Source organism: Micromonospora sp. NPDC047620 (assembly GCF_043205005.1).
In the GTDB taxonomy this organism is placed as follows: Bacteria; Actinomycetota; Actinomycetes; order Mycobacteriales; family Micromonosporaceae; genus Micromonospora.
Genome location: NZ_JBIDDG010000006.1, coordinates 232,259 through 256,387, shown reverse-complemented (window position 1 = coordinate 256,387; position 24,129 = coordinate 232,259). Strand labels below are relative to the sequence as shown.

Below are 24,129 nucleotides of genomic sequence, written 5' to 3'. Positions count from 1 at the left end.
GCCCCGCTCGCCCCCTCCCTCGGCCGCCCGGCGGGCGGGACACACGTCGCCCGGTCACCACGCTCACCGCCCCACGTGTTCGGCGACGAACGCGGCCAGTTCCCCCGGCGTCATCGCGCCGACCCCGGCGCCCACGTCGGCGAGCCGCTGCGCCGTCTCCCGGTCGTAGACCGGCTCGGCCGCCTCGTCGAGGGCCGCGAGGCCGAGCACGTGGGTGCCCTGCCCGACGAGCTGGCGGACCGTACGCACCAGCGCGCCCGCGTCGCCCCCCTCGTAGAAGTCGGTGATCAGCACGACGATGCTGCGCCGCGGGTTCTCCACCAGCCCGGCCCCGTACGCGACCGCGCGGGCGATGTCCGTGCCGCCGCCGAGCTGCACCTTCATCAGCAGCTCGACCGGGTCGTCCACGTCGGCGGTCAGGTCCACCACCTCGGTGTCGAACGCCACCAGGTGGGTGCGGACCCCGGGCAGCCCCCACAGGCAGGCGGCGGTGACCGCGGCGTGGATGACGGAGCCGGTCATCGAGCCCGACTGGTCGACCAGCAGGATCACCTGCCAGCGGTCGAGGTGCCGGCGGGTCCGGGAGAAGAAGTGCGGGGACCGGATGTGCAGCCGACGCTCGTCGGGGCGCCAGTGGGCGAGGTTCGCCCGGATGGTCCGCCGGACGTCGAAGTTGCGGGCCTGCCGGAACCGGCTGGGCCGCCTGGCGCGGGCGCCCGAGAACGACTGCCGGATCTCGGCGGCGAGCCGCTCCACCAGTTGCCGGACGACGGCCTCCACGATCCGCCTGGCCAGCCGCAGCACCTCCGGGTTCATCAGGTGCTTGGTGCGCAGCACCGCCCGCAGCAGGGTCGGGTTCGGCTCGATCCGGCCGAGCAGCTCCCGGTCGGTGACCACCTCGTGGATCTCGTACCGCTCGACGGCGTCGCGTTCCAGCCGTTCGACGGTCTCCTTCGGGAACAGCCGGGTGATCCCGTCCAGCCAGTCCACCGTGGTCAGCACCGACGGCCCGGTGCCGCCGCGCCGCACGCCGCGCCGGGCCAGCTCCTCGTCGCGGCCGTAGAGCCAGTCCAGCGCCGCGTCCCGGGCCTGCGCCTCCGCGCTCAGCGCCGGGCCACCCAGGCCGTCGTGCGCGGCCTCGCCGAGCACCAGGCGCCACCGTTCCAGCGTCGGATCGGATGCCTCCGTCATCGTCGGCTCCCCTCCCGGTCGAGCCCCTCGCAGGCGAGCAGGGCGTCCACCTCCGCGTCGAGCGCCCGGGAGCTGGCCACCAGCATCGGGTCGACGGGCAGGCGCAGCAGGGACCGGGCGGAACCGGTCGTGCCCCGCCGGGTCAGCAGGTGGCCGGCGATCGCCTCCCGTTCCCGGGGCGGGAACCACGAGAAGGCCTGCCGCAACGCCGGCAGGGCGAGCAGGAAGTCGTGCCCGGTCAGCTCGCCGAAGAGCGTGTCCAGCACGTCGAGCAACTCCCGCTCGCCACCGACCACCTGCTCGCGGGCCAGCGCGAAGAGCCCGGCGAGCCAGTCGCCGAGGGTGCCCGGCGCGGCCATCGCGCGTACCGCGCGGGCCGGTTCCGCGCCGGCGCCCAGGGACCAGCGCAGGCCGAGCGCGGCGCCGCGCAGGTCGGGTGGCGCGGCCGGGTCGGCGGCGACCCGGGCCGCCGTGGCCAGCGTGGGCGCCGGGTCGATGCCGAGGGCCGGGCCGGCGTGCCGGACCGCGTCCCGCAGGGCCACCAGGGCGGCCAGCCGCCCCGGTTCCGCCGCCCCGGCGCCGTGGATCCCCTCGACCAGCCAGAGCGTACGCCGCACGGCGGCGACGATCGCGGCCCCGAGCCCGGCGTCGCCGGCGCTGCCCAGCAGCACGTCGTGCCGCCACAGGGCGAGGACGGCGGCCAGCGCCCGGCCGAGCGGGGCGAGCCGGCCGGCCCCGCCCACCGCCCTGGTGATCGCCTCCAGTGCCCGCCCGGAGTGCTCCCGCAGCCCGCACAGCGCGGCGTCGAAGAGCAGCTCCGCGAGCCCGTCCACGTCGCCACCGAGGTTGCCGGCCCGCTCCTCGACGTGCGCGGCGGCGGCGTCCACGACGGTCGGCCCGTGCCCGCCGGCCTCGATCAGCACGGCCAGCCGCTCGTCGTCGGGGCGCGCCGTCCAGCGCTCGGTCAGCTCCGGGGCCGCGCCCAGGGCGGGGCCCCGCTCGCGTACGTGGCCGGGCACGCCGAGGACCCGCAGCCGGTGCAGCAGCCGGCTGCGGGCCAGGTCGGCCGGGTCGGTCAGGTCCAGCCGGACGTCGCCCCGCAGGTCGATCCCGTGCCGGTCCAACTCGGCGGCGACGTCGTGGACCAGGGGCGGAAGTGGGGTGTCGGGGTGCAGCCGCCCGGACCGCTCGCCGCCGAGGGCGGCGACCATCTCCACCACCGCCGGGTGCGTCCCGGCCGGCAGCCGGCCCCGGGCCGTCCACGGCAGCCGCTGCTCCAGCGCGTCGGTGACCAGGGCGGAGACCAGCCCGTCGAGCACGTCGGCGCGGGCCGGATGGGGGTGGCCGCGCAGCCGGGCCAGGCCCGCGGCCATGGCGCGCGCGGCGATCAGATCGGCGGTCGAGACCTGCTGCCGGCGCTCGCGCAGCCGGCCGACCACCGTCTCCACCAGCCCGTCCGCGGCCCGCTGCGGCCCGTCCGTGAAGAGCCGTTGGTAGTACTCCGGTGACGGCATCCCCGACTGGTAGCCGTCGAACGCGTCGAGCCGCCGGAACGAGTACGGCACCAGGTAGCTGCGTGCCGTCGCCCCCTCGGCGGGCGCGGGCACCTCCGGCCAGCCGTCGGCGGGGCCCGGGTCGCCGGCGGCGGCCAGCCGGACCAGCGCCGGCCGATGGAACCCGCCGGTGACCACCAGCACCGGCCGGCCGCCGGCCCGGGCCCGGGCGGCGCGCACCCAGCGGGCCATGTACGCCTCCCGCGCGGTGTCGTCCGCCCCGGCGTCGGACTCGCCCCGCAGCAGGTCGAAGTACGCGGCCAGCCGCTCGGCGAGCCCGTCGGGCGGCGCGACCTCGAACAGGTGGTCCCACAGCGTGTCCACGTTGTCCACCGCGTACGTGGCGCAGAGCCGCTCGACCACCTCGGCGTAGCGCTGCTCGGCGTCGGCGTACCGGTTGTCCCGGTGGGCGAACGCGGGATGCCAGGCGGGCAGGTCGATGAAGCGGACCTCCGCCCCGGCCCGTCGCCCGGCGGTCAGCGCCACCCACTCCGGCGAGTAGTCGCAGAACGGGCTCCACGACGCGTGCCGGTGCCCGCCGGCCCGGTAGGCGGTGAACACGGCGATCGGCAGCTCGTGGCCGAGCAGCAGCTCGTCCAGCCGGTCGTTCAGGTCCGCCGGCCCCTCCACCAGGACGTACGCCGGTTCCACCGCCGCGATGGTCCGCGCCACCAGCCGGGCGCAGGCCGGGCTGTGGTGGCGGACCCCGAGGAAGTGGACGTCGGCGGGCGCGCCGGTCGCCATCAGCCGGGCAGCAGGTGCCGGGCGTCGTGCAACGCCTGCCACTGCGGACCGGACCGCCGGGGCACCTGCTGTTCCAGGTAGCGACGCAGCCGGGCCAGGTCCTCCGCGTCGTCCTTGGCGGCGGTGCCGGCGAGGCAGGCGACCACGTCGGCCGGGTCGCCCGGCTCGCCGCGCAGGAACCAGCCGCGCAGCCCGACGGCGTGCGCCACGGAGACCGCCTCGGCGGTGCTCATCACCGCCGACAGCCGCTCCATCGCGTCGCCCCGCTCGGTGACGCCGGTGCGCAGCTCGCGGAACGTGGTGACCAGCACCTCCAGGACGTCCCGGCGGGGCGGCACGGCCACCCCGGAGCGCGCCAGCAGCGCGGTCGCCTCCGCCTCGACCAGGTCGAGCTCGGTGGCGAGGTCCGGGATCGGGAAGACCGTCTCGAAGTTGAACCGCCGCTTCAGCGCCGCGCTCATCTCGTTGACCCCCCGGTCGCGGGTGTTCGCGGTGGCGATGACGTTGAAGCCCTCCCCGGCGAACACCATCGCCTCCGCCCCGGGCAGCTCGGGGATGGCGAGCACCCGGTCCGAGAGCGGGGAGAGCAGGCAGTCCTGCACCTCCAGGGGGCAGCGGGTGATCTCCTCGAAGCGCACCACTTTGCCCTCGGCCATGCCGCGCAGCAGCGGCGCGGGCACCAGTGAGCGCGGCGACGGCCCGTCGGCCACCAGCAGCGCATAGTTCCAGGAGTAGCGGATCTGGTCCTCGGTGGTCGACGCGCCGCCCTGGATGGTCAGCGTCGACTCGCCGCTGACGGCGGCGGCGAGCAGCTCCGACAGCAGCGACTTGGCGGTGCCGGGCTCGCCGACCAGCATCAGCCCCCGGCTGGTGGCGAGCGCGACCAGCGCCCGGTCGATCAGCGAGGGGTCGCCGACGAACTTGCGGGTGATCCCGGCGGCGGGGTCGCCGAGAATGAACCGGCGGGCGGCGCGCAGGCTCAGCGCCCAGCCGGGCGGCCGGGGGTCGGTGTCGTCGGCCCGCAGCCGGGCCAGCTCGTCGGCGTGCCGCACCTCGGCCGGGGGGCGCTGTGCCCGCCTGGCGGTCGCGTCGGCCCCGCTCACCGGGTCACCTCCGTGAGGTCGCGCAGCAGCTCGGAGGCGACGACCGGGTCCAGGTCGCCGAAGCGGACCCGGCCCCGGCCACGCCAGTCGCCGTACGGCCGGTCGTTCACCCACACCCGCGTGATCTCCTGCTTCGCGAACTCGCCGACGGCGCCGATCGCGATGCCCGGGTCGATGTCGACCACGATCGCCCGATTGCCGGGCAGGATCCGCTCGAACCATTGCTGGAAGCCGCCGTCCTGCGGGTCGCCGCGCCGCCAGCCGCGCCGTTCCAGCCCGAGCAGGCGGGTGGTCTCGGTGGTGACGCCGGCGAACCGGCCGAGCACCTTCTCGTCCCGCTCGTCGGCGGCGAGGTGGTGCACCTCCCGGCCGAGCTGGGCGAAGGGCTGGAGGATCTCGTAGTCGGCGAAGAGCTCCGCCCACGCCGGCACCGCCGCGCCGAGGTGCCACGGGTGCGCGATGCCCACGGTCGCCTCGGCCGGCAGCTCGTAGATTTCGTCGGAGACGTCCGCGAGGCTGCGGTCCTCGGCGACCCGGAACGCGACGCCGAGCGCCCCGTCGGCGTCGAAGGTCGCCCACACCAGCCGGCGCACGACGTGCCACAGCAGCGGGTGGTCCAGGAAGTACCGACGGAACTCGGCGGCCGGCCAGCGGCGCCCGGTCACCATCGCGGCCTCGAAGCGGCGGATCTGGTCAGCGGCGAGGGTACGCACATCCTTCTTCAGGCCGGTGAACCGCTGGTACGCCGCCGGCGCCAGGCCCTGGTCGTCGCGCGCCCCCGGCTTGGGCAGGTCCTTGCGGCGGGCCCCGCTGTCGTCCACCACGTACGGCTTGAGCTGCTCGTCGAAGCCGACGGTGAACCGCCGGGGGCCGTAGTCGAGGACCAGGCTGCCGTCGGTGTCCAGGCCGAGGTCGGGCACCAGCCGGTCGCCGAGCTGCTCGGCGTCGAGGCCGAGGCCGGCGGCGACCGCGGCGACGTGCCGCCCGGCCTGCTCACGCAGCCCCCGGAACGGGGCCTTCTGCGACAGGCCCCACAGGTGCATCAGCGCCACGTCGGTACCGATCGAGGCGAGCACGCCGAGGCCGGTGACCGCCCGGGCGTGGCCGCCCTCGCCCGGCCAGGCACGGATCACCGGCGCGAGCCGGCGGGCGGTCTCGTCGTCGCCGAGCCAGCCCAGCGCGGTGAGCGCCCAGCCCTCATTCGGCGGGTGACCGGCGGCCTGCCAGCGCTCGAACAGCGCCCAGCCGAACTCGGCCAGCGAGGCCGGATCGCAGGCCCGCCGCACCAGGTCGACGCCCGGGTAGACCTCGCCGGGACGGGAGATGGCGAGCATCGTGCCGAGGTGCCGGACGGCGTCGGCGGGCAGCGTCGCGGCGCGGTCCCGCAGCAGGACCGGCGGGAGCTGCGCCGGGTCCACCCACGGCGGCAGGGTGGGCATCGTCGGGGGAAGCTGCGCCAGCGGGTCCGCGTCGAGCAGCCCGGCGGCGGTTGCGGCGGCGACGACCTCGGGCCCGTACCCCTCGGCGGCCCGTCGCACGGCCTCGGGGTCCACCACCGCGACGACGCGCATGGCCCGCTCGGCGGCGCGCTGCGCGGGGCCGGGCATGCCCAGGGCCGCCGGCAGCAGCGCGCGGGCGGCGACCGCCGGATGCCGGTGCAGCCAGGCCAGGGCCACCGTCCGCGACTTGGACCGGTCGAGCCGGCCCGCCATCAGGTCGGCGACGGTGGAGTCGGCGACCGGCAGGAGTACCTCGGCGATGGCGGCCGGGTCGGCCTGGGCGCGGCGCAGAACGACCGGCAGGGCATCCCGCTCGAAGCGGCCCAGCACGCAGCGCAGCCAGTACTCCGCGTTGTGGGGGTAGCTGGCCCGCCAGCGCGAGATCAGCGGACGGGCCAGCGCCTCCGGCCCCATTGTGTAGAACACGACCGCGATGTCACTGGCGACGCGGCCGGAGGCCGCCATCTCCCGGGCGATGTCCGTCATCGACCGGTCGTCGAGCCGGTCGGTCAGGTACGTCGGGGTCATCGCCGCGAACCGCTCGCGCTCCCCCGGCAGCCACGCGATCGCCGACTCCTCGACCCGCCGCACGCCGGTCACCGGCGGCACGGACGCGGGCTCGCTCCGGCGCCGCCACGGCGGGTCGACCAGCACCGGCGGGAGCTGCTCGGGCCGGGCCTGCGGCACCGCCGACGCCAGCTCGGCGAGCACCTCCGTGACCCGCTGCCGGGCGGCGTCGCCCAGCCCGGGCAGCGCGGCGGCGACGGCGGCGGGATTCGCTGCTGCGTGCCCGTGCAGCAGTTGCGCCGCCTCCCGGGCCGCTGGGGTGTTTCCCTCCGCCGATGCGGCGAGCAGCCGCAGCCCGCGCACGGGGAACCGCTCCAGCATGGTCAGCACACCGGCCTGCACGTACGTCTGGTCGAGCCGGTCGAGCAGCAGGCGCATCGCCTCGTCAGTGGGGAACGCCGACATCAGCGACACCAGCCGTCGCCGCCTCTTGGCACCGAGGTGCTGGTTGTCGAACCATTCCGCGAGCACCGGGGCGAGCGCCGGGCCGACGGCGGCGGTCGCCGTGGTGACCACGTTCGCGTCCTCGAGGAGGAAGTAGAGGGAGATGACCTCATCGGCCATGCGGGCGCACTGCTCGGCGGTGTTGACGGAGAACAGCATCAGCTCGGCGAAATCGTGGTCGCCGGCGCGCGCCACGTCGTCCACATCCTGGGCCACCCAGTCGGCCTCGGTGGGCATGAGGAAGGAGAGCATCACCCGCACGGGGAGGGCAGCGCCCCGGTACCCGGCCAGGGCGGCGCGGGCGGCAGCGTAGTCTTCGACGCTCGCGGCGGCCAGGTGTGCGCGGACCCGGCGGGCGACCGCGAGCCGCCCGTCGCGGTCGCACCATGCCCCGGTCCTACCCTGCTGCCGGCTGAGCTGGCACTTCTCGCCGTCGCGACATGAGCACCACCCGGTGTGCAGGTCGGCCGACTCGGCCAGGGCGCGGGCGGCGAAGACCACGCCGTCGGTGGCGACCATCCCGTCGGCCAGGGCGCGAAGGCGGTTGGTGTCGTACCAGCCGACCTCGTGGGCCACCGTGACGATGAGCGCGCCCGCGCCGAGCGGCGTCGTGTCGCCGGCCAGGTGGGCGCGCAGCGCCTCGATGACGTCGGGGGCGCCGCCCCGCTCGACGAACCGCTCGACGCCCGCCCGCACCGAGCGCAGCAGCTCCTCGGCGGCGCGCACCGCCTTGGGGCCGCGCGGCAACGCCGTGCCGGGCACCCCGTCGTGGCGGGGCAGGATATTGCGCCGCCAGGCGTCCGGCACCACGAACGTCTCCTCGTCGGGCAGGGCCGAGCCGCTGGCAGGCCCGCTCGCGGTCGCCGTACCGTCCTCGGTGGCGTCGACGGCGGCGGCGCTGGAGGCGGGGGCGGGGGCGGGCGCTTCGGCCGGAGGGACGGCGGGCGAGGCGGGGACGGCGGGCGCGGGGGTGACGGCCGTCCCCGTCGCGGCCGTCTCGGCGTACCCCTTGCGGAGCTTCTCCGCGACCAGCTTGTCGACGTACGTGGCGGCCGCTGCGGCGGAGCCGAGCTCCTTGACCTGCGTCCGGCCGGCCGAGCCGAGGCGTCCATACCGGATGGTCACGGTCGCGTCGTCCCGCTCCACCTGCCAGAACCTGGCCGCGCTGCCACCCACGTACTCGAACGTGCGCACCCTGTCTCCTTGATCACCCGCGTTGTGCGGGGACCATAGCGGGCGCCTCCGACACGGCCGGCGACCGTGTCGGGCTCAGTCTCAGGCGATCAGCATGATGCCCACGGCCATGAGCGGCAGACCGACGAACAGGAAGATCCCGATCCCGGTGAGCACCCGCCCCTCGCCGGCGGCCTCGCGCTCGGGCGCCACACCGAAGGTGGCGCGTGCCCCCATCATGCCGATTCGGCTCAGGGTGAGGTCACCGGTGATCCCGAGCAGCCCACCGACCACCACGAGGGCGATGCCGAAGCGGTAGACGAAGTCGCCGCCGCCCAGGGCGACCCAGATCCCGGCGGCGGCCGCGACCACGACGAGCGCGATCACGAACAGCACAAGTGCTTCCCGCAAACCCCTGACGACCGTCATCGGCGGCTCCATCCCGTGCGACCCGGATGGACATTCTGCCGGTCGGCGGCCGTCCGCGCTGCCCCGTGCGCCGGGCGTACGCGCGATGGCCGGGCGGCTCGTGTCCGGCCGCCCGGCCACCTTCGGCGGAACTCAGCTCATCTCCTCCTGGAGGCGCGACATGAGCATCTTCTTGCCCTGCTCACCCGCCTTGCGGTTGTTCTCCTGCATCTTCCGGAACCAGGTGGCCAGTTCCGTGTCGCCCCGTGACTCCGCGTCGGCGATGTACGTGTCCAGCTTCCAGATGTGCTGCAACGACATCTGCAGGACATGGATCAGGTCGTAGTTCTGATCCTTGACCGGGCTGATCTGTTCCTTGGTCATGGTCGCCACGGGCGTACCTCCCCATCTCGTTGTGCGGTTGAGCCAGCGCTTACCCGGCCTGCTTTCGTTCACGCCCGATGGCGGGGCTACCATGCCGGGGCGGAGGGGGGCGTTCGTGCGCGGACGGACGGGGTACGCCTCGCTGGCGTTGGTGCTTGTCGCCGCCGGCTGCGGGGGCGAGCCGCCGCCGCCCACCGCCGCCGACGTCACCGGTGTCTGGTGCGGCCCGGAACGGGACGTGCTCACGCTCGACGCGGATGGCGGCTTCACCGTCACCGACATCTCCGTCCCGCTGGTCGACGAGGTCCTGTACGACGAGGACTTCGTGGCGGGCTACCGACGGGAGACCGAGCACGGGGGCGCAGTGCCGCGGCACGGCGCCGGCCGGTGGCGCGTCTTCGTGGACCGCGGCGACATGTTCCAGGCCCGGCGCGACCACGTCGTGCTCGACTGGGCGACCTTCGAGTCGATCAGGGTGAGCGAGAAGCTGGAGCTGACGATCGCCGGGGAGGGCACGGGCCTGGTGCTCGGCGTCGAGCGCGTCGGGTCCGGCTTCACCACCCTCTTCGCCCGCTGCCCGGCGGCCTGAGCGTCCCGTCCCCGCCGCCCGCCGGGGACGGTTACCCGGGGCGGGCCCCGGGTAGGGGTTGCCGCATGGCGGAACTGGCAGCGCTCTGGATCGTCCGGCACGGCGAGAGCACGGCGAACGTGGCGGCCACCGAGGCCGAGGCGTCCGGCGCCGAGCTGATCGACCTGGCCCACCGGGACGCGGACGTGCCGTTGAGCCCGACCGGGGAGGAGCAGGCCCGGGCCACCGCGCGCTGGTTGGCCGGGCTGCCCGAGGCCCGCCGGCCCGACGTCGCGGTGGTGTCGCCGTACCTGCGGGCCGTGCAAACCGCCGAGTTGGCCCTGGCCGGCACCGGGATACCGCTCACCCGCGACGAGCGGCTGCGCGACCGGGAACTCGGCATCCTGGACGGGCTGACCGGGTACGGGGCGCGCCGGCGCCACCCGGAGGAGGCGGCGCGCCGGGACCGGCTCGGCAGGTTCTACTACCGGCCGCCGGGCGGCGAGTCCTGGACGGATGTGGCGCTGCGCCTGCGCGCCCTCCTCGGCGACCTGCGCCGCGACCACGAGGGCCGGCGGGCGCTGCTGTTCGGCCACGACGCCCTGGTCTTCCTGACCCGTTACCTGGTGGAGGGGCTCACCGAGGCGGGGCTGATGGCGCTGACCCGGGAGCACGTCGTCGCCAACTGCTCGATCACCGGCTGGTCCGCCGGGGCCGACGGCCGGCTGAGCCCGGACGTGTTCAACGACGTCGGCCACCTGCGGGCCCAGGGCGCCCGGCCGACCAGTGAGGACGAGGTCCATGCCGAACCGGTCTGACCCGCTGGTGACCACCCCCAGGCTGCTGCGGGCCGGGGCCGGGGTGCTCCAGCTCGCCCGGGAGCTGCTCGACGAGATCCCGCACACCGTCGCCACCGTCTGACAATTCCTTGTCTGACCGAACGGCTGTGTGTAACGCCACACTCGGCTCCTACGCTGGTGGGTCGGAGGAGGGCACCCCCGCCCGCCTCCCGCCGGCCGCTCCCCGCCAGGGGGCGTGCCCGGCTGGAAACATCCCCTGGGAGTCTGTGTGAAGAACCTCCGTCGCAAGACACTGGCTGCCGCGTCCGCCGTGACGCTCGGTGTCGGCCTCGCCGTCGCCGGCGGGGTGGCCCCGGCGGCGTCGGCCGCCGGCCCGGACACCACGTTCCTGGTGCTCGCCCCGCAGGGCGCGAAGACCGACAAGGCGGCTGCCCGCGTGGCTGCCGCCAAGGGCACCGTGGTGGCCAGCTACGACCAGATCGGCGTGCTCGTCGTCCGCTCGACCAACCCCGACTTCGTCAGGGACGTGGCGGGGGCGGGCGTCGAGTCGGCGGCGTCCACCGCCGGCCTGGGCACCGCGCTCGACGAGGGCGAGACCCTGGAGGTCTCCGCGGCCGCAGCGGCGAACGCGACCGCTGACCCGACCAAGGAGCCCATGTTCGGTCAGCAGTGGGACATGCCGATGATCGACGTCCCGCAGGCCCACGCCGTCAACGCCGGCAGCGCCAGCGTGGTGGTGGGCGTGCTCGACAGCGGCATCTCCTCCAGCCACCCGGATCTGAAGGACCAGATCGCCAAGGACAAGAGCGCGTCCTGCATCGGCGGTGTCGCGGACACCACCGAGTCCGCCTGGAACCCGACCACCTCCGACCACGGCACGCACGTGGCCGGCACCATCGCCGCCGCCGTCAACGGCGTCGGGGTGACCGGTGTGGCGCCGGGTGTCAAGGTCGCCGCCGTCAAGGTCGTCAACAACGAGCAGTACATCTACCCCGAGGCCGCGCTCTGCGGCTTCATGTGGGCGGCCGACCACGGCATGCAGGTCACCAACAACAGCTACTTCATCGACCCGTGGGAGCTGAACTGCCGCAACGACGCACGTCAGCGTCCGGTGTGGCAGGCCGTGCAGCGGGCCATCCGCTACTCGCAGAGCAAGGGCGTGCTGAACATCGCGTCCGCGGGCAACTCGAACTGGGACCTCGCCCACAAGATCACCGACACCGGCAGCCCGAACAACGGGACGCCCGAGGACCGCGAGGACCTCACCAACTCCTGCCTCGTCCTGCCGGGCGAGGCGCCGGGCGTGGTGACGGTGTCGGCGGTCGCCCCGACCGGCAAGAAGAGCTACTACTCCTCGTACGGCCTGGGCGTCGTGGACGTCACCGCGCCCGGCGGCGACACCCGGTACCGCACCAACGGCGCCAGCTCGACCCCGACCGACGGCATCCTGTCGACCACCTTCAACACGGCGACGAAGACCAACGGCTGGGGTTACAAGCAGGGCACGTCGATGTCGAGCCCGCACGCGGCCGGCGTCGCGGCGCTGGCCCTGTCGGCCCACCCCGGCATGGCGCCGGGCCAGCTGGCGTCCTTCCTGGAGCGGACCGCCGAGTCGGTCCCCTGTGAGGAGGGCGTCTGGGAGCCGCGGCCGGGCTACCCGGCCACCTGCACCGGGGGCGAGCGCAACTCGTTCTACGGCGCCGGCATGGTCAACGCGTACAACGTGGTGAAGTAGCAGCACGGCACGACCCGTGGTGGGGCCCGGCGGTGATCCGCCGGGCCCCACCCGTTTTCGCTGCTCACGGCGGGGGTACGGGAGGGTGCCTCCGACGAGCCGAGGAGGTCAACGGTGTCCACCGATGCCATCGTCCTGTTGAAAGAGGACCACAAGGAGATGCGCCGTCTGTTCAAGGCGTTCCAGGATGCCGAGGAGGGGCCGGCGGCGCAGCGGCAGAAGCTGGTGAGCCAGATCCTGGAGGCCTCACGGTGCACACCTACCTCGACACGAGGTGATCGAAATGTGTAGCGCGCAGACCCCCGGCATTAGCCGTGGGGATAGCGGGTCGATTGTGGGCGGACAGTAGATAGCGGTGGGCTGTATGTTGGCTGGGTGTCCGTAACGGTGCGGTCGAGCAGCGACGTCGTTTTCCAGTGTGCTTTTCATGTGGTGTGGTGCCCGAAGTTTCGGCGCAGGGTGCTCGACGGCCGGGTTGAGGAACGACTCAAGCAGCTCATCCGGGAAGTAGTTGAGGAGCGGGGAGCGTGGCTGGCGGCCTTGGAGGTCATGCCGGACCACGTCCATCTGCTGGTTGAGGTGGACCCGCAGTACGGCGTCCACAGGCTCGTCAAGGCGATCAAGGCACGCACCTCGCGGGTGCTGCGGGACGAGTTCCCGACGCCGCGTTCCCGGCTGCCGACGTTGTGGACCAACTCGTACTTCGTGGCGACCACGGGCGGCGCCCCGCTGGCGGCGATAGAGCGGTACGTCGAGTTGCAGAAGGGCCGCTGAATGCTTGCCGGCCGTCGTTACCTGCTTGCGTTCACCGACGAGCAGGTCGCCTACGCCGAGCAGGTGGGGGCGGCTTGTCGGGCGGTGTGGAACACGGCGTTGGAGCAGCGCCGGGAGTACCGTCGACGGGGCGGGTTCATCGGCTATGTCGAGCAGGCTCGGCAGATGGCCGAAGCGAAGAAGGACCCTCACTGCGCGTGGCTGGCCGACGCCCCGTCGCACACTCTGCAGCAGACATTGCGGGACCTGGACCGGGCCTGCAAGACGCATGGCACGTGGAAGGTGCGGTGGCGGTCGAAGTCGCGCACCGCACCGTCGTTCCGGTTCCCCGACCCCAAACACCTCGCGGTGCGCCGGCTCAATCGGCGGTGGGGTGAGGTGCGCCTGCCGAAGTTCGGTCCGGTGCGGTTCCGCTGGACCCGGCCGGTCGGCGGCACGATCCGCAGCGCCACGGTCAGCCGGTCCGGTGGACGCTGGTATATCTCGTTCTGTGTCGAGGACGGCGTGAGCGAGGCGGCGCCGAACGGCAAGCCGCCGGTCGGAGTCGATCGAGGTGTGGCCGTGGCGATCGCCACCTCCGACGGCGAACTGTGCGACCAGGAGTTCGTCACGCCTGGCGAGGCGGTGAGGCTCACGCGGTTGCAGCAACAGTTGTCCCGGTCGCTGCGGGTTCATGGCCGTAACCGTCGGTCGGGCCGCCGCGACGTGGTGCATGCGCAACTCGGCCGCCTCCACGCCCGTATCCGCGACCGGCGTGCCGACTTCGCCGCGCGGACCGCCGCGCGGCTCGTCCGCCATCACGGCACGGTCGTCGTGGAGGACCTGCGAATCAAGAACATGACCGCCAGCGCCAAAGGCACCACCGAGCAACCCGGGCGTAACGTTCGGCAGAAGGCTGGCCTGAATCGGGCCATCCTCGCCAAGGGCTGGGGCGGGTTGCTGCTCGCTCTGGAGCACGCCGCCCGATATCACGGGGCGCAGGTCGTGAAAGTCGACCCCGCGTACACGTCGCAGACCTGTCACGCCTGCACGCACATCGCCCGGGAGTCCCGCGAGAGCCAAGCGGTCTTCCGGTGCGTCGCCTGCGGGCACCAGGACAACGCCGACGTGAACGCGGCCAAGAACATCCTCGCCGCCGGGCTGGCGGTGACAGGGCGTGGAGACCTCGCCGTTAGGCGGTCTGCGAAGCGCCAACCACCCGAACGGCTCACGGCGTGAAGACGCCTCAGCCACGGGAATCCCCCGGCTCCAGCCGGGGAAGGAGGTCAACGAGAACGTCCTGCACCACGCACGCACGCACCATGCACGTCACGTCGTCGAGGAGGAGCAGGAGTGGTTCCCGAAGGTGCGCGAGGCGCTCGGCCGTAGGCAGCTCCAGGAGATCTGCGAGCGGATGATCGAGCTGCGCGCGGACGCGCCGCGCAAGCCGACCGACCCGAAGGCGATCAAGAAGTCGCTCGACGCCGTCACGGCCTGAGCCGACCGCCTCCGACGGGCCCCGGGTGCGCCGGGGCCCGTCGTCACGCCGGGGGCGCGGGCAGGATCCGCCGCAGCGCCGGCGGTACGGCCCGGGACCGCCACTCCCTCGGGTAGCCCACCGAGACCTCCTCGAACCGCACCCCGTCGTGCCAGGTGGTGCGGGGGATGTGCAGGTGGCCGTAGACCACCGCGGCGGCGTCGAAGCGCAGGTGCCAGTCGGCGGTGGCCTCGGTGCCGCACCACTGGGCGAAGATCGGATAGCGCAGGATCCGGGTCGGCTCGCGCAGCAGCGGCCAGTGGTTGACCAGCACGGTCGGCAGCCCCGGCTCCCGCGCGGCGAGCCGGCGGGCGGTCTCGGCGACCCGGGCGGCGGACCACGCCGACCGGCTCGGGTACGGGTCGGGGTGCAGCAGGAACTCGTCGGTGCAGACGATCCCCGTCCGGTACGCCTCGGCCAGCGCCGCCTCCGGGGTGTCGAACCCCTCCGGGCGCCAGCTGTGGTCGTAGAGCAGGAACAGCGGCGCCACCAGCACCGGCCCGCCCGACCCCCGCCACACCGGGTACGGATCCTCGGGGGTCAGCACGCCGAGGCGTCGGCACAGGTCGACGAGGTGCTGGTAGCGCGCGACCCCGCGCAGCGCCACCGGGTCGGCCGGCGGGGTCCACAGCTCGTGGTTGCCCGGCGCCCAGACCACCCGCGCGAAACGGTCGGCGAGCAGCCCGAGGGCCCACTCGACGTCGGCCACGGTGTCGCCGACGTCCCCGGCGACGATCAGCCAGTCGCCCGGCGACCCCGGGCGCAGCCCCTCCACCACCGCCCGGTTGCCCGGGTGCCCGACGTGCAGGTCGCTGATGGCGAGCAGGCTGCCGCCCCCGCCGTCCTCCCCTGCCATGACCGCGATCCTATGCGCGGCCGGGGACGACCGCGAACCGCGCGGGCCGCGCGCCGATCGATGCACCACACCACAGGTGCGGTGGTCCCCAGGTGGGCCGGGGCACGCCCGGCCGACCCGGTAGGATCGGCGGTGGGCCGTGACTGGCGCGTGGGGATGGAGAACCATCGGGAAGCGGTCCCGTCATGAGGACGCATGCCGAGCGCCTGGGCCTTCCGCACGTCACTGGAGGTCGCATGTCGTCGCCGAACGCCGAATCCACCGCCTTCCGCAGCGCCCTCGAGGTGATCCGCGCCGTCGAGCCGCGGGTGGCCGACGCCATCGGCGCCGAGCTCGCCGACCAGCGCGAGTCGCTCAAGCTCATCGCCAGCGAGAACTACGCCTCTCCGGCCACCCTGCTGGCCATGGGCAACTGGTTCAGCGACAAGTACGCCGAGGGCACCGTCGGCCGCCGCTTCTACGCCGGCTGCCAGAACGTGGACACCGTCGAGGCGCTCGCCGCCGAGCACGCCCGGGAGCTGTTCGGCGCCGCCCACGCGTACGTGCAGCCGCACTCCGGCATCGACGCCAACCTGGTCGCGTTCTGGGCGATCCTGGCCGACCGGGTGGAGTCCCCGGCGCTGAAGAAGGCCCAGGTGCGGCAGGTCAACGACCTCACCGAGGCCGACTGGTTCGCGCTGCGCCGGGAGTTGGGCAACCAGCGGATGCTCGGCATGTCCCTGGACGCCGGCGGCCACCTCACCCACGGTTTCCGCCCGAACATCTCCGGCAAGATGTTCGACCAGCGCAGCTACGGCACCGACCCGGCCACCGGGCTGGTCGACTACGACAGGGTCGCCGAGGCGGCCCGCGAGTTCAAGCCGCTGATCCTGGTCGCCGGCTACTCGGCGTACCCCCGGAAGGTCAACTTCCGGATCATGCGGGAGATCGCCGACTCGGTCGGCGCCACCTTCATGGTCGACATGGCGCACTTCGCCGGCCTGGTCGCCGGCAAGGTCTTCACCGGCGACTTCGACCCGGTGCCGCACGCGCACATCGTCACCACCACCACGCACAAGTCGCTGCGCGGCCCGCGCGGCGGCATGGTGCTCTGCCAGCCCGAGCTGGCCGACCAGGTGGACCGGGGCTGCCCGATGGTGCTCGGCGGCCCACTGCCGCACGTGATGGCCGCCAAGGCCGTCGCCCTGGCCGAGGCCCGCCGCCCCGACTTCGCCGACTACGCCCAGCGGGTCGTCGCCAACGCCCAGGCCCTCGCCGAGGGGCTGCTGCGCCGGGGCGGCAAGCTGGTCACCGGCGGCACCGACAACCACCTGGTGCTCATCGACGTCACCGGCTACGGGCTGACCGGCCGGCAGGCCGAGCAGGCCCTGCTCGACTCGGGCATCGTCACCAACCGCAACTCCGTCCCGCAGGACCCGAACGGCGCCTGGTACACCTCCGGCATCCGCGTCGGCACCCCGGCGCTGACCACCCGGGGGCTGGGCCCGGCGCAGATGGACGAGACGGCCGAGCTGATCCACACCGTGCTCAGCCAGACCCGGCCGGGCGCGAACCCGGACGGCACCCCGTCGAAGGCCAAGTACGTCCTCGACCCGGCCGTCGCCGACCGGGTCGGCAAGCAGGCCAACGACCTGCTCACGGGCTTCCCGCTCTACCCGGCCGTCGACCTCGGCTGACCCGGGCACCCGCTCCGACGCCCCCGCCCGGCCCCGCCGCGCGGGGGCGTCTCCGTCCCGCCCCCGTCCCCGTCCGGCGGTGCGGGGTGGGAGCGTCAGGGGCAGTGGGTGCGGTGGCGGCGGGCGCGGAGGCGGTGCAGGACGTCGGTGCCGCCCCGACCGAAGTGGTCGTGCAGCGCGCGGTAGTCCGCGTACAGCTCGTCGTAGGCGGCCGCCCGGGCCGGGTCGGGGTGCCAGGTCTCGCGGCGGGCGGCGCCCATCGCCGCCGAGGCGGTCGGCACGTCCGGGTACGCCCCGGCGGCGGCCGCCGCGTGGATCGCCGCGCCCAGCGCCGCCGGGTGCGCGGAGTCGACCACGTGCAGCGGCCGGCCGATGACGTCGGCGTAGATCCGCAGCAGCAGCCGGTTGCGGGTCAGCCCGCCGGCCACGGTCAGCTCGTCGACGGCCACCCCGGCGGCGGTGAACGCGTCGACCACCGTCCGGGCGCCGAACGCGGTGGCCTCCAGCAGCGCCCGCCAGATCTCCTCCGGCCGGGTGGCCAGGGTCAGCCCCACCAGCACCCCGCTCAGCTCGTGGTCCATGAGCACCGACCGGTTGCCGCTGTGCCAGTCCAGCGCCAGCAGCCCGTGCCCGCCCACCGGCTGCTCGGCGGCGAGGGCGTCCAGCAGCTCGTACGGGCTCAGCCCGCGGCGGCGCGCCTCCTCGGCGTAGTCGGCCGGCAGGCCGGTGCGGACGTACCAGGCGAAGATGTCCCCGACGCCGCTCTGCCCCGCCTCGTAGCCCCAGGAACCGGTGGTGACGCCGCCGTCGACCACGCCGCAGACCCCGGGCACCTCGTGGTACGCCGCCGCGTTCATGATCAGGCAGGTGGAGGTACCGAGGACGGCGAGCATCCGGCCCGGCTCGACCGCGCGGGCCGCCGCGGCGGTGACGTGCGCGTCGATGGACCCGACCGCGACGGCGGTGCCCACCGGCAGCCCGGTCCACCGGGCCGCCTCGGTGGTCAGCCCGCCCGCCCGGGCGCCCAACGGCGCGAGCGGGCCGTCGATCCGGGGCAGCAGCCCGTCGAGGCGGGGGTGCACGGCGCGCAGGAACTCCGCCGACGGGTACCGCCCGTCCTGCCGCAGCCCCTTGTAGCCGGCGGCGGAGACGTTGCGGGTCTCCCGGCCGCAGAGCTGCCAGACCAGCCAGTCCGCGATCTCGATGAAGCGCTCCGCGCGGTCGAAGACCGCCGGGTCCTCCTCCAGCACCTCCAGCGCCTTGGCGAGCTGCCACTCGGCGGAGACCCGGCCGCCGTAGCGGGGCAGCCAGGTCTCGCCGCGCGCGGCGGCGACGTCGTTGATCCGGGCGGCCTGCCGCTGGGCCGCGTGGTGCCGCCACAGCTTCGGGTACGCGTGCGGCCGGCCGGCCAGCTCGGGCAGCTCGCAGAGCGGGGTGCCGTCGGCGCGGGTGGGCAGCATCGTGCAGGAGGTGGCGTCGACGCCGATGCCGCCAACGTCCTCGGGGCGTACACCGGCGGCCCGCAGCGCGGCGGGCACCGCGACCCGGAGCACCTCGCGGTGGTCGTCCGGGTGCTGCAACGCCCAGTCCGGCGGCAGCGGCGTCCCGTCGGGCAGCCGCTCCGTGATCACCCCGTGCCGGTACGCGTGCACGGCCTCGCCGCGTACGGTGCCGTCGGCGACGTCCACCACGACCGCCCGGCCGGAGAGGGTGCCGAAGTCGACCCCGACGACGTGCCGGGGCGCCCCGGCTGCCGGCTGCGTCACCGCTCCTCCTCCCGCCGCGCCGCTCCGGCGCCCGGGCGGGGCGGCCGGTCAGCGGCGGCGGGAGGCAACGCTACCGCAGCCATTGATCCCCATTCGTGGATCTACGTCGTCTCGGCACCCCGCCGCCCGGTCGTCACCCCACGGATGAGAACCGCTGGGACTTGCCGTCCGTCTCCCACCGGGGTCAGGCGATGGGCCGTTTCAGGTGGTAGCGGTGCACCTCGGTGCTGCCCTGGATGTTGTTCACGTCCTCGGCGGCGGAGACCAGCTCCCAGCCTTCCCGGCCGGCCCGGTTGAGGTGCGCGATCGCGGTGTCGCCGTACGCGGTGATGTCCCGGCGCGTCCCGTCGGGGCCGTACCAGATGAAGCTGACATGGAAGTTGCGGCCCTGCCCCTGATAGCGGCGGACCAGCAACGCGTACTCCCAAGCGATCATGACGTCCATTATGGGTGTCCACGAAGGACAGCGGAACACGGGCAGTCGCGCTTTGCCGTGCGGTGAACGCGGTGTGTCAACGTCGAGACGGCAGGGCCGCCACCGCCGACTGTGGACAGCCTCCGCCACTGGCGCCCACCGGTCACCTGGTCGCGAGCCGGTTGATCCCACGCGGCTCCGGCGAGATCACCGGGCCGGTTGCGGGGTGACGGCGAGCGCCCGCGACCGCGCGGTCGTCTCGTCGGCGACCAGCGCCGCCAGCCGGTCCAGGCCCAGGTCGATCTGCTCCGGGGTGACCGCGCTGACCGACAGCCGCAGCGCGTCGACCGGGGCGCCGTCGTCGTAGAAGTGCGCCATCGGCGTCCAGAGCAGCCCGTACTCGCGGGCGGAGCGGTGCAGCAACGCGTCGTCGACCGCGAACGGCACCGTGACCACCACGAAGAACCCGCCGGCCGGCACGTTCCACCGCACCGGCGACGCGCCCGGCGGAAAGCGCCGGGCCAGGCCGTCGACGAGGTGGCGCAGATTCCGGCCGTACGCGGCCCGCTCCCGGGCGGTGGCGGCCACCAGGCTGCACCCGTGCTCCAGCAGCGCGCCGCCGACCACCGCCTGGGCGATCGCCGAGGTGTTCACCGTGACCATGCTCTTGATCCTGGCGAGCTGGTCGGCGAACAGGCCCACCGAGCCGTCGGAGCCGGCGACGCGCTGGTCGGCGACCACGTAGCCCACCCGCGCGCCGGGCAGCACCGTCTTGGCGAACGAACCCAGGTAGACCACCCGCCGCGCGGTGTCGAGCGCCTTGAGCGTCGGCAGCCGCCCCGCGTCCCCGGCCGGGAAGAGACCGTACGGGTTGTCCTCCAGCAGCAGCAGGTCCTCCTCGGCGGCGAGGTCGAGCAGCCGCCGCCGGTCGGCCAGCCCGATGCTCGTGCCCGACGGGTTGGCGAAGTCCGGCATCACGTAACAGGCGCGCGGGCGCAGCCCCGCCGCCCGGGCCCGGCGCACCTGCTCCCGCAGGTCGGCCAGGTCCACCCCGGCCGGGCCGCCGGCCACCGGCCGCACCGGCAGGTCCAGCAGCCGCGCGGCGCCGGTCAGCCCGACGTACGTCGGGGCGACGGCGAGCAGCACGTCGCGGGGGTCGGCCCGCAGCGCCCGCAGCACCAGGAACATCGCCTCCTGGCAGCCGACGGTCACCACGACCGCCTCCGGGTCGACCGTGATGTTCTCGTCGACGGCGAGGTTGCGGGCCACGAGGTGGTGCACGATGCCCTTGGTGCGGCCGTACTGGAACAGGGTCCGGTGCACCTGCGCGGGGCTCTGCCCGAGGTCGTCGGCCAGGTGCCGGCGGAACGTCTCCAGGTGCCGGTGCGGCGCGGCGACGTCGAAGAACTCCTCGTACGGCCGGCCGGCCGCCAGCGACACCGCGTCGGGATAGTGCTGGGCCACCTCGTTGAGGAAGTTCATCGAGTTCAGCGCCGGGTCGCCGACCGCCGGATGCAGGTCGCCGACGTGCAGGTCCACCGGTTCGGCCACCGCTCAGCCCTCCCTCAGCACGCGCAGCTCGCGCACGGCCGCCGGGTCGGCACAGCCGGCCAGCGCCAGCGCGTCGCGGAACTCGCCGGCCAGCAACTCCAGCGCCATTGCCGCCCCCGCCCGGCCCCCGGCGGCGAGCGCCCACAGCAACGGCCGGCCGACCAGCACCCCCCGCGCGCCGAGGGCGAGCGCGCGCAGCACGTCCACGCCGCCGCGCACGCCGCTGTCCAGCAGCACCTCGCACCGGTCGGCCACCGCCGTCACCACCTCGGGCAGCACGGTGGCGGTGGCCGGTGCGCCGTCGAGCTGACGGCCGCCGTGGTTGGAGACCACCACCGCGTCCGCCCCGGCGGCCGCCGCCAGCTCCGCGTCGCGCGGGTCCAGGACACCCTTCACCACCAGCGGCAGGGCGGTACGGCCCCGCAGCCAGTCCAGGTCGGCCCAGCTCAGCGCGGGCGCGAAGACCTCGCCGGTGTGCGCCGCGACGGCCGAGACGCCTGGGGTGGCGGCGTGCGCGAGCGCGTCCCGCCCGGCCGGCAGGTTGGCGGCGACGACGTGCGGCGGGATGGCGAAGGAGTTGCGGACGTCGCGCAGCCGCCGGCCCAGGATCGGCACGTCCACGGTGACCATCAGCGCGGTGCACCCGGCCGCGTGCGCCCGGTCCAGCAGATCCGCGACGAGGGCCCGGTCCCGCAGCCAGTAGAGCTGGAACCAGACGGCCGCGCCGGTCGCCGCGATCTCCTCGATCGGCACGCTGCTCAGCGTGCTGGCCGCGTACGGCACGCCGGCCGCGCCGGCCGCCGCCGCGAGCGCCGTCTCCCCGTCGGGGTGCACCAGCCGCTGGTACGCCATCGGCGCCACCGCCACCGGCAGTGCACAGGGGGCGCCGAGCAGCCGCGCGTCGGTACGCGGGGCGGCCACGCCACGCAGCACGCGGGGCAGCACGGCCACCCGGTCGAGGGCGCGCCGGTTGGCGGCGAGCGTGGTCTCCGTGCCGCTGCCGCCGTCGACGAAGTCCCACACCTCCGGCGGAAGCACCGCCCGGGCCCGCTCGGCGAAGTCGGCCAGGCCGGCGGGCGCGGGCGGCTCGCCGTGCGGCACGTCCTGCCGGGGCAGCACCGTCTCAGCCATCGCTCGCCCCCGTCCCCGCCGCAGGCCGGGTCGACGGCGGGCGGGAACCCGCAGCCGCCGCCACCGTTCCCGGGCCGGCGTCGCCGGCCGGGAGGCCGAACCGCGCCCGCAGGAATTCGGCGGCCCGATCCTGGGCGTGGCGGCCGTCGTCGAACGCCCCGGGCATGGCGAAGAAGCCGTGGATCATGCCGGCGTACCGGGCGAGGGTGGTGGGCACGCCCGCGTCGCGCAGCCGGTGGGCGTACCGCTCCCCCTCCTCGCGCAGCGGGTCGTGCTCGGCGGTGATCACCAGCGCCGGCGGCAGGCCACTCAGGTCCTCGGCGAGCAGCGGCGAGGCCAGCGGGTGCCGCGCGTCGGCGGGGTCGGCGAAGTAGTGGCCGCGGTACCAGGCGACCGAGCGGCGGTTGAACAGCAGCGGGTCCTCGCCGTCGCCCCCGGGCTCCCCGGTCTGGTCGGTGTTCGGGTACACCAGCAACTGGGCGGCGAGCGTGGGGCCGCCGCCGTCGCGGGCCAGCAGGGTGACGGCCGCCGCGAGGTTGCCTCCGGCGCTGTCCCCGCCGACCGCCAGCCGCTGCGGGTCGACGCCGAACTCCTCGGGATGCGTGGCGATCCATCGGGCCGCCGCGTGGCAGTCGTGCACGGCGGCCGGGAACGGGTGCTCCGGGGCCAGCCGGTAGCCGACGGTGACCACCTGGCAGGGCACCGCGTTGGCCAGCCGCCGGCAGATGCCGTCGGCGGTGTCGACGCTGCCCAGCGTCCAGCCGCCGCCGAAAAAGTAGACCAGGGTGGGCAGGGGCCCCTCCCCCGCCGGCCGGTAAATACGCACCGGCAGGTCGCCGGCCGGGCCGGGTACGTGCGTGTCGCGTACCTCGTGCACCGGCTCGACCGCGCCGCCGCCGGCGCGGATCGCGGCGAGGTCGGCGGCGCGGGCCTCGGCGAGGGTCTGGGTGTACAGCGGCGGTGTGCCGGCCGCCTCGCGGGCGGCCCGGTACGCCGCGACCTGCGGGTGGACGCTCACGCGGCCTCCCCTCCGGTGTGGACCAGCAGCTTGTCGATGCCGCGCAGGAACAGGCTGCCGCTGTACGCGGGCGGCTCGGCGACCGCGAGCCGGGGGAAGCGGGCCAGCAGCTTCGGCAGCGCGAGCCGGCCCTCCAGCCGGGACACCGCCGCGCCGAGGCAGAAGTGCAGGCCGACGCCGAAGGCGAGCGACGGCGGGCCGGGCCGGCGCGGGTCGAAGCGGTCCGGCTCGGGAAACCGGGCCGGGTCGCGGTTGGCGGCGGCGATGATCAGCAGGACGTTCTCGTCCCGCGCGACCGGCACCCCGCCCAGCTCGGTGTCCCGGGGCGCGGCCCGGGCCAGGAAGTGCACCGGGGCCTCCAGCCGCAGGATCTCGTCGACGGCGCCCCGGGCCAGCGCGTCGTCGCCGGGCAGCGCGGCGGCCACGTCGGGGTGCGCCAGCAGCAACGGCAGGCCGTTGCTGAACATGTAGACGGTGGTGACGAAGGCGGCGTTGAACAGCACGATCAGGTTGCTGACCAGCTCGTCGGCGGTGAGCCCCACGTCGCCGGAGTCGACCGCCTCCACCAGCCCGCTGATCAGGTCCTCGCCCGGCTGGCGGCGCCGGTGGGCGATCAGGTCGGCGTAGAAGTCGCGCAGCTCGGCGGCGGCGGTGTTGGCGGCGGCGAGCCGCTCCGGGGTCTTGCCCGCCACGTCCAGGAACTCGTCGATCCGCTCCACCCGCTGCCGGTAGAAGTCCAGCTCACCGGCGGGGATGCCGATGAACTCGGCCATCACCAGGGCCGGCATCGGGTACGCGAACTCCGCCACGAAGTCGAACCCGGTCTCCCCGGCGTCGGCCATCCGGTCCAGCAGTCCGTCCACGACCCGGTGCACGGCCGGTTCCAGCGCGCCCAGCCGGCGCGGCGTGAAGGTCTTCGCGAAGACCGCCCGCATCCGGGTGTGGTCGGGCGGGTTGACGAACATCATCGAGGTCTGGAGGGTGCGGAGCACCTCCTGCTCCTGCCAGCCCGGCGGCGGCTGCTTGTACCACTCCGGGTCGCGCAGCACCTGGCTGACCAGGTCGTAGCCGACGGCGACGGCGGCGACCGACCGGTGTTCGGCGCGCGCCGGCACCGGGCTGACCGGCCCCAGCTCGTGCAGCCCCGCGTAGCAGGGATACGGGTCCTGCCGGCCCTCGTCGCTGTAGAGACGGGTCAGCAGTTGCGTGACGTCCACGGTCGATCGGTCTCCCCCAGGAACGGTGGCGCGGGCGGCG

At 74.6% G+C, this 24,129-nt stretch carries 20 protein-coding genes, 1 pseudogene and 1 riboswitch; of the genes and pseudogenes, 8 read left to right on the top strand and 13 right to left on the bottom strand.

Annotated features, from left to right (window positions below; translation table 11 throughout):
- Positions 1-63 precede the first annotated feature (63 nt).
- The 6 genes from ACGF5C_RS09780 to ACGF5C_RS09755 form a co-directional block, all read right to left on the bottom strand.
- Positions 64-1,191 carry a VWA domain-containing protein gene (locus ACGF5C_RS09780; protein WP_393298976.1) on the bottom strand — a complete coding sequence of 376 codons (1,128 nt, stop codon included), beginning with the start codon at positions 1,189-1,191 and terminating at the stop codon, positions 64-66.
- Positions 1,188-3,488: a DUF5682 family protein gene (locus ACGF5C_RS09775; RefSeq protein WP_393298973.1), complete on the bottom strand. Its 2,301-nt coding sequence runs from the start codon at positions 3,486-3,488 to the stop codon at positions 1,188-1,190. Before ACGF5C_RS09775 ends, ACGF5C_RS09780 begins: the two co-directional genes overlap by 4 nt.
- Positions 3,488-4,591: an AAA family ATPase gene (locus ACGF5C_RS09770; protein WP_393298970.1), complete on the bottom strand. Its 1,104-nt coding sequence runs from the start codon at positions 4,589-4,591 to the stop codon at positions 3,488-3,490. Before ACGF5C_RS09770 ends, ACGF5C_RS09775 begins: the two co-directional genes overlap by 1 nt.
- Entirely contained in the window at positions 4,588-8,295 is a 3,708-nt protein-coding gene (locus ACGF5C_RS09765; RefSeq protein WP_393298967.1) for a DUF4132 domain-containing protein, read from the bottom strand. The genes ACGF5C_RS09770 and ACGF5C_RS09765 overlap by 4 nt, the downstream gene beginning before the upstream one ends.
- A gap of 81 nt (positions 8,296-8,376) precedes the next feature.
- A complete protein-coding gene (locus ACGF5C_RS09760) occupies positions 8,377-8,715 on the bottom strand; it encodes a hypothetical protein (RefSeq protein WP_393298964.1) in 339 nt (112 codons plus the stop codon).
- A 120-nt stretch (positions 8,716-8,835) separates the two neighbouring features.
- Positions 8,836-9,066: a hypothetical protein gene (locus ACGF5C_RS09755; protein WP_393299167.1), complete on the bottom strand. Its 231-nt coding sequence runs from the start codon at positions 9,064-9,066 to the stop codon at positions 8,836-8,838.
- A 115-nt stretch (positions 9,067-9,181) separates the two neighbouring features.
- Here ACGF5C_RS09755 and ACGF5C_RS09750 point away from each other — a divergent pair, with 115 nt between their 5' ends.
- The 7 genes from ACGF5C_RS09750 (at position 9,182) to ACGF5C_RS09720 (ending at position 14,420) form a co-directional block, all read left to right on the top strand.
- A complete protein-coding gene (locus ACGF5C_RS09750; RefSeq protein ID WP_393298961.1) occupies positions 9,182-9,655 on the top strand; it encodes a hypothetical protein in 474 nt (157 codons plus the stop codon).
- Between the two features lie 65 nt (positions 9,656-9,720).
- Positions 9,721-10,452: a histidine phosphatase family protein gene (locus ACGF5C_RS09745; RefSeq protein WP_393298959.1), complete on the top strand. Its 732-nt coding sequence runs from the start codon at positions 9,721-9,723 to the stop codon at positions 10,450-10,452.
- 250 nt (positions 10,453-10,702) lie between these two features.
- Positions 10,703-12,169, top strand: coding sequence for a S8 family serine peptidase (locus ACGF5C_RS09740; RefSeq protein ID WP_393298956.1), 1,467 nt, complete (start codon positions 10,703-10,705; stop codon positions 12,167-12,169).
- A gap of 114 nt (positions 12,170-12,283) precedes the next feature.
- Positions 12,284-12,460 carry a hypothetical protein gene (locus tag ACGF5C_RS09735; RefSeq protein WP_393298953.1) on the top strand — a complete coding sequence of 59 codons (177 nt, stop codon included), beginning with the start codon at positions 12,284-12,286 and terminating at the stop codon, positions 12,458-12,460.
- Positions 12,461-12,544: 84 nt separating this feature from the next.
- Positions 12,545-12,943 carry an IS200/IS605 family transposase gene (gene tnpA, locus ACGF5C_RS09730; RefSeq protein ID WP_393298950.1) on the top strand — a complete coding sequence of 133 codons (399 nt, stop codon included), beginning with the start codon at positions 12,545-12,547 and terminating at the stop codon, positions 12,941-12,943.
- Entirely contained in the window at positions 12,944-14,161 is a 1,218-nt protein-coding gene (locus tag ACGF5C_RS09725; RefSeq protein ID WP_393298947.1) for an RNA-guided endonuclease InsQ/TnpB family protein, read from the top strand.
- Positions 14,100-14,420 (top strand): hypothetical protein, encoded by a 321-nt coding sequence (locus ACGF5C_RS09720; protein WP_393299176.1) that lies wholly within the window; start codon positions 14,100-14,102, stop codon positions 14,418-14,420. Before ACGF5C_RS09725 ends, ACGF5C_RS09720 begins: the two co-directional genes overlap by 62 nt.
- A gap of 43 nt (positions 14,421-14,463) precedes the next feature.
- Here the strand turns inward: ACGF5C_RS09720 and ACGF5C_RS09715 are convergent, their stop codons facing one another.
- A complete protein-coding gene (locus ACGF5C_RS09715; protein ID WP_393298944.1) occupies positions 14,464-15,315 on the bottom strand; it encodes a metallophosphoesterase family protein in 852 nt (283 codons plus the stop codon).
- A 129-nt stretch (positions 15,316-15,444) separates the two neighbouring features.
- Positions 15,445-15,534, top strand: a riboswitch (ZMP/ZTP riboswitch).
- Positions 15,535-15,551: 17 nt separating this feature from the next.
- On the opposite strand from ACGF5C_RS09715, the gene ACGF5C_RS09710 reads away from it, so the two are divergent.
- Positions 15,552-16,991, top strand: coding sequence for a glycine hydroxymethyltransferase (locus ACGF5C_RS09710; protein WP_393298941.1), 1,440 nt, complete (start codon positions 15,552-15,554; stop codon positions 16,989-16,991).
- 95 nt (positions 16,992-17,086) lie between these two features.
- Here ACGF5C_RS09710 and araB read toward each other — a convergent pair whose 3' ends face one another.
- From araB to ACGF5C_RS09680, 6 genes and pseudogenes are all read right to left on the bottom strand, one after another.
- Positions 17,087-18,757 carry a ribulokinase gene (araB, locus tag ACGF5C_RS09705; RefSeq protein ID WP_393298938.1) on the bottom strand — a complete coding sequence of 557 codons (1,671 nt, stop codon included), beginning with the start codon at positions 18,755-18,757 and terminating at the stop codon, positions 17,087-17,089.
- Between the two features lie 184 nt (positions 18,758-18,941).
- Positions 18,942-19,202 (bottom strand): hypothetical protein, encoded by a 261-nt coding sequence (locus ACGF5C_RS09700; RefSeq protein ID WP_357699352.1) that lies wholly within the window; start codon positions 19,200-19,202, stop codon positions 18,942-18,944.
- A gap of 177 nt (positions 19,203-19,379) precedes the next feature.
- On the bottom strand, positions 19,380-20,723 hold the full coding sequence (locus ACGF5C_RS09695; RefSeq protein ID WP_393298932.1) for a PLP-dependent aminotransferase family protein: 1,344 nt from the start codon (positions 20,721-20,723) through the stop codon (positions 19,380-19,382).
- 3 nt (positions 20,724-20,726) lie between these two features.
- Positions 20,727-21,854, bottom strand: a complete 1,128-nt coding sequence (locus ACGF5C_RS09690; protein WP_393298928.1) for an alpha-hydroxy acid oxidase — start codon at positions 21,852-21,854, stop codon at positions 20,727-20,729.
- A gap of 73 nt (positions 21,855-21,927) precedes the next feature.
- A pseudogene (locus ACGF5C_RS09685) lies at positions 21,928-22,872 on the bottom strand (alpha/beta hydrolase); the annotation flags it as partial.
- On the bottom strand, positions 22,869-24,089 hold the full coding sequence (locus ACGF5C_RS09680) for a cytochrome P450 (RefSeq protein WP_393298925.1): 1,221 nt from the start codon (positions 24,087-24,089) through the stop codon (positions 22,869-22,871). The gene ACGF5C_RS09680 and the pseudogene ACGF5C_RS09685, both read right to left, overlap by 4 nt.
- Positions 24,090-24,129 lie beyond the last annotated feature (40 nt).